Origin of the sequence: Vibrio sp. V19_P1S1T109 (assembly GCF_002241375.1) — a bacterium.
In the GTDB taxonomy this organism is placed as follows: Bacteria; Pseudomonadota; Gammaproteobacteria; order Enterobacterales; family Vibrionaceae; genus Vibrio; species Vibrio anguillarum.
The window spans coordinates 1-5,494 of record NZ_NDIM01000336.1 but is presented as its reverse complement, the minus strand read 5'-3'; the positions used below and the strand labels follow the sequence as shown (position 1 = coordinate 5,494).

Sequence of the window (5,494 nt, the reverse complement as noted above, 5' to 3'; positions counted from 1 at the left end):
GACCATAGTATGGTATTAAGAATAAGAACGCGCCGCCAATGTAACAAAAAAAAGCCCCAATAAAATATTGGGGCATTGAGATAGTTAGCTGTGTCTCGTAAATGATACGGAAGGAGTTAATCGGCTTGCTTGATATAATGGTCGATATTAATTTCTTGAGCATAATCAACACAATCAAAGTCGAAGCCATTGAGCTGCATGAATTCTCGCTTAAAGCCCTTGTAATCACCTAGTTGCTTAAAGTTGTACTGATCCATTTTCTCCAGTAAATCGGCCACTTTTTGCTGAGTATCTGGGTTGAGCTCCCAATCATCCATACGGATCAGTCGTTCGCCATCAACGGGTACTTTGCCTTTGCTAGAGAGTTTTTCGCTAAACAGACGCTGCATCTGCTCGATACATCCTTCGTGCGTCTCTTTTTCTTTCATCACCTTATACAATGCGACAATGTAAGGGCTTAAATTGGGAATGAACACGCTCGCCTTCGTGACTAAAGCTTTACAAACAGTCGCATAAGCCCCGCCGCCATAGTTAGACAATTTTAGGTTGAGAGAGTGGCTGGTTTGGTGCAAATCAATTTTGGCGCGTCCCAGTGTACCGTCAAGATAAATGGGGTGAGTAATCTGAGGGCCGATGTATGAAAAAGCAATGGTTTTACACCCTTGTGCAATCGATTCAGTGTTGATCAGCGTATCTATCCAGTTTTCCCAATCCTCGCCACCCATCACTTTCAGTGTACTTTCGATCTCTTCGTCATTTGCAGGGGCAATGGTGGTTTCTACCCACGTATCGTTTTCTAGTAATATCGTCGCACCAGAAACGGCCTCACCAATCGGTTTGATGGCGGAGCGCCAATACTGATCTGAATTGGGTTTTGGTCTCATGCCGCTGGCGATACTGTAAATGACTAAATCGACTTCCCCTTCAAAATAGGTCTCTATCGCTTCAATCACTTGCTCGCGTACTGATGGTGAAAAAACATCCCCATCGATATTGACGGCGACTCGACCCGCTTGCTCGGCCTGTTGTTTAAAAAAGAGATTGTTGTACCAACCAGCACTACCAACCCCTTTTTCTGATGGCGTTTTTTCAAAGGAAACGCCAATCGTATCGGCTTCTGAACCACCAAAGGTTAGGGCAATGCGGGCGGCGAGCCCAAAGCCTGAAGATGCGCCTAAAATGAGAACTCGTTTTGGCCCGTGAGTGATCGGTCTGCAAGATTTTACGTAATTAATCTGTTGTAACACAGCTTGTTCGCATCCGAGTGGATGAGCAGAGCGAGCGACCACACCTTTGATCACAGGTTCAATGTGCATAGTTTGTACCTTTGCGGTTAGGGGAATGGTCTAAAAAATATCGTAAAACTAGGTAAAGTTCATTGAGCTGAGGCATTAAAATCAGAGATGCTCTGCTAAATGTTGCGCAACAAAATTGGCGATCCACGGCTGAGTGTCGACCGTCGGATGTAAGCCATCGGCCATCATCCACTCGGGTTTAATGATCACTTGCTCTAAGAAAAAGGGCAGTAACGGCACAGTATGTTGGAGGCTAAGCTCAGAATAGAGGCTATAAAAGGCATCGCTGTAGCGTTTGCCATAATTTGGTGGAATGCGGATCTGCATCAAAAGAGGTGTTGAGCCTGATTTTTTTATTTGGCCAATGATGGCGGTTAAATTGCTGCTGATCAATTGAGGTGGAAAGCCACGCAATCCGTCGTTCGCACCAAGCTCAATAAGCACTGCATCAGGGGTATGCAGGGTGAGTAGTGACGGTAAGCGGGCTAGGCCATTGCCCGTTGTATCGCCAGAAATACTGGCATTAATGACATCAATGTCTGATTTACCTTCAGCTTGCAACGCATTAGGTAGCAAGCTAGGCCAAGCGTTTTCAATCGGCATTTGGTAACCGGCGCTTAAACTATCACCCAATATCAAGAGTGTGGTACTACTAGCGCTAGCCGAGAATAATAAAATACAAATCAAGGAAAGAAGTCGAGTCATGCAAACATCCGTTATTAGGGCACATTCATTATCTAAAACAGTCTCTACCAATCAAGAGCATTTAACAATCCTAAAAGAGGTAAACCTAGAGATCAAAAGTGGTGAAAGCGTGGCGATAGTCGGAACGTCTGGTGCGGGGAAATCAACCCTGATGACGCTGTTGGCTGGGCTTGATACGCCGACACGCGGAGAGGTAGAGCTATTGGGTCAGCCATTGTCTCAACTGGACGATGAAGGACGTGCGGCGATCCGCAGTCAATCGGTTGGCTTTGTGTTTCAAAGCTTTTTGCTGATCCCAAGTTTGTCTGCGTTAGAGAACGTGACGCTACCTTGTTTGTTAAAAGGCGAAAAAGAGGATGTGGATCGTGCTAAATCCTTGTTGACGGCCGTTGGTTTATCGCATCGAATGCATCACTCTCCTGCACAACTTTCAGGGGGCGAGCAGCAACGAGTCGCGCTAGCAAGAGCCTTTATGATCAATCCGAAAGTGCTGTTTGCCGATGAGCCTACTGGCAACCTTGATCAAGAAACCGCGGCAAAAGTGGTTTCATTGCTGTTTGAATTAAATAAGCAGCACGGAACGACCTTAGTGCTGGTTACCCATGATCCCGCTCTTGCGGCTCAATGTGACCGTATTTTCCACATGCAAGCTGGTATGTTGGAGGAGCGGTAATGAGCGAGATGTCAAGCCGTTCACTCAATAAACGATTAATTCGCTGGAGCTTAGGTGAAATCCGCCACGGACAGTTGTGGCCTATTTCAGTGGCGTTAACCTTGATCATTGCTTGTATTTTTGCGCTGACTGCCTTAGCTGAGCGTATGGAGCAAGTGATTGTTAAACAAGGTAAAGACGCACTCACTGCCGATAGTGTGTTTGTTTCCGCAAACCCACCCCCAGCGTCATTGCTCGATCAGATCGAGCGCTTGCAATTGCCGTCTTCACAACTTACACGTTACGCGACAATGGCATTCAGTGAGCGCGGTATGCAGTTAGTCACAGTTAAAGCGGTGGATAGTGCTTATCCGCTACGCGGTGAAATGCGTCTTTCTGATGATGTGACGACATTTCAGCACCTTGCGCCGAATCAACTGTGGTTAGATGAACGAGTGTTTGCGCAATTAGACGTTCAAATTGGTGATCAGGTCACGCTGGGCGATGCCGACTTTACGGTATCGGGACGCATCCTTGAGGAGCCGGGACTCAGCTTTAATCCATTTCAACAGATGCCCGCGGTGTTGATCCACCAAGACGATGTGGCTCGTACTGGTGCACTTCAATTGGGGAGCCGAGTGCAATTTAGCGTGTTCATTAATGGTGATGATGGACAGATTGAAGCAGTAAAACAGCCCGTTACTTTAACGCCTAGCGATCGTTGGCGCGACCGAAATAGCGCCAGCCGAACGAATGAGGTTTTTGAGCGGACAGAGCAATATTTGTCGTTAACCGTAGCGATTGTGATCATCATGGCGGCAACCACATTAGTCCTGACTTGTCAGCACTATGTTTCTACGCGGCAAAAAACCATCGCCATGTTAAAAAGCCTTGGGGCGAGCAAACGTTGGATCCGCCAATGGTTGTTCGTACAAGTGGTGATTTTGTTTGTTTCTGCTGCGGTGCTTGGGGTATTGATCGGCATTGGCCTAGAGTCTTTATTACGCGTGCCGCTGGTGGATTTATTGCCTACGCCTTTACCGAGTTATGGCGCTAAACCCGCTTTTATTGCGCTGATGGCGAGTGTATTGATCGCTTTTCCTGCACTCGGCATTCCTTTACTGCATTTGCTAGATACCAGTGCGCTCAATGTCATGCAAACAGAGCGAGCGAAACCGAATCATCGCCGTAATGGGTTGCTCATCTTGATTCCGTTGGTGCCGATGCTGTGGGTTTATTGGAATAATCTCTTAGTGTGGATTGTGTTGGCTGGGATAGTGACGCTTTTTGCAGTGCTTGCTGTGGTCAGTGTTTTGGTGGCTCGTAGTTTAGGACGTCTTCCGCTCTCTACCGCGCTTAAATTAGCGCTCAGCCGAATCAATCGTTCGGCAATCACGACCGGAGTCCAGTTTGGTGCGTTAGGATTATCGTTAATGTTATTGGCGATCATCTGGTTGGTGCGTACCGATTTACTCTCTGATTGGCAGCGAACCTTACCCAGCGATGCTCATAACGCATTTGCACTCAACATTTCACCAAATGAAGTTAATGATTACCTTAACACGTTAGACAGCGCCAACATTGTGCGTTCGCAAGCCTATCCGATCATCCGAGGGCGTTTATCGACTATTAATGGCATAGAGGCCAAGCAACAAGCTCAAGGTGAAGAGGGGAGTGATGCGTTGAGGCGAGAGCTCAATTTCACTTGGGGAGAATCGCTACCCAGCAATAACCAACTGACGGCAGGAGTGTGGACAGAGCAAGGTGGCGTTTCGGTTGAATCGGACGTTGCTCGTGATTTGGGGCTGAAACTGGGTGATAGTTTAGGCTTTGTGATCAATAGCCAAACCGTGGAAGCGAAAGTAAATTCCATTCGCCAAGTCGAGTGGCGAGAAATGAAGCCTAACTTCTATTTCATTTTTACCCCAGACCTATTGCAGGAGATCCCTGCCACGTGGCTGGTGAGTTTCAGAGCGCAAGATCAAGATAACGCCTTGCTTGCCACCCTTGCTCGCACTTACCCTACGGTCAGTTTGATGGATATCCGGGCAATGGGCGATAAGATTCAAACTTTGCTGACGCAAATTATCTGGTCAGTGACAGTGCTGGCTGCAATGGGCGTGATTGCTGGTATTTTACTGATTTTTACCCTGTTGCGTTTAAGTTTAAGCCAGAGGCAACAAGAAATTCGCTTATACCGCACTTTAGGGGCCAGCAAGCGCCGCGTTGAGCAGACTATTTGGGCTGAATACGGTTTGATGGCGCTCATTGCCGGAGTTGTCGCAAGCCTTGGCTCTGACGCGGTGGTGGCCAGCGTCATGAAGTTCGGTTTTGAACTAGAACCTATGGCGCATTACAGCATGTGGTTGGTGCTACCCTTGGCGACGTTTTGCACATTATCGCTGGTCGTGAGTAGTTTAATTAAGCGGCTGTTAACCCCTATAAATAAAGACTTTAACTAGCGGTATCGATAATCCCAGACTGAGTTATCCACAAAAACAGTGGATAAAGTTTGGGATAACTCGACGGCTTGATAACGGCCTATTTGCGCTTAGCCCCGTAGTTACCTTGGGTTGCGCAGTTTTGTTATTCACAAGGTTGAAAAAACGTCGTTTTGGCTTTATTGAGTCAAGCAATTTTTTAAGTTATTTGTCGATTATGCGTATTGCTTGTTAGTCGTAAAACAGATAAGACCACGTGAAAAATGTGATTTTAATAACGCTTTACAAGCTTTAGAATGCATCCGGGTTTTCCAGAGTACTCGTATCTTATGTCATATAAAAAGTTCAATACAGATTCTCCATGTGTCGCAATTATTGGTGGGGGTGTGGCTGGTGCCACT

4 protein-coding genes are annotated in these 5,494 nt (G+C 46.8%); 2 read left to right on the top strand and 2 right to left on the bottom strand.

The features are described 5' to 3' along the window. Positions 1-116: 116 nt before the first annotated feature. A complete protein-coding gene (gene fabV, locus B9J87_RS15860) occupies positions 117-1,316 on the bottom strand; it encodes an enoyl-ACP reductase FabV (RefSeq protein ID WP_017043170.1) in 1,200 nt (399 codons plus the stop codon). Between the two features lie 81 nt (positions 1,317-1,397). Beyond that, entirely contained in the window at positions 1,398-2,000 is a 603-nt protein-coding gene (gene tesA, locus B9J87_RS15855) for a multifunctional acyl-CoA thioesterase I/protease I/lysophospholipase L1 (protein WP_094151665.1), read from the bottom strand. On the opposite strand from tesA, the gene B9J87_RS15850 reads away from it, so the two are divergent. Both B9J87_RS15850 and B9J87_RS15845 read left to right on the top strand, forming a co-directional pair. After that, the gene (locus tag B9J87_RS15850) at positions 1,999-2,673 is read left to right on the top strand and encodes an ABC transporter ATP-binding protein (RefSeq protein WP_013867953.1); all 675 of its coding nucleotides are present in this window, start codon (positions 1,999-2,001) and stop codon (positions 2,671-2,673) included. The two genes, tesA and B9J87_RS15850, sit on opposite strands and share 2 nt — an antisense overlap. Then, positions 2,673-5,114 (top strand): ABC transporter permease, encoded by a 2,442-nt coding sequence (locus B9J87_RS15845; RefSeq protein WP_094151663.1) that lies wholly within the window; start codon positions 2,673-2,675, stop codon positions 5,112-5,114. The genes B9J87_RS15850 and B9J87_RS15845 overlap by 1 nt, the downstream gene beginning before the upstream one ends. Positions 5,115-5,494: the final 380 nt, after the last annotated feature.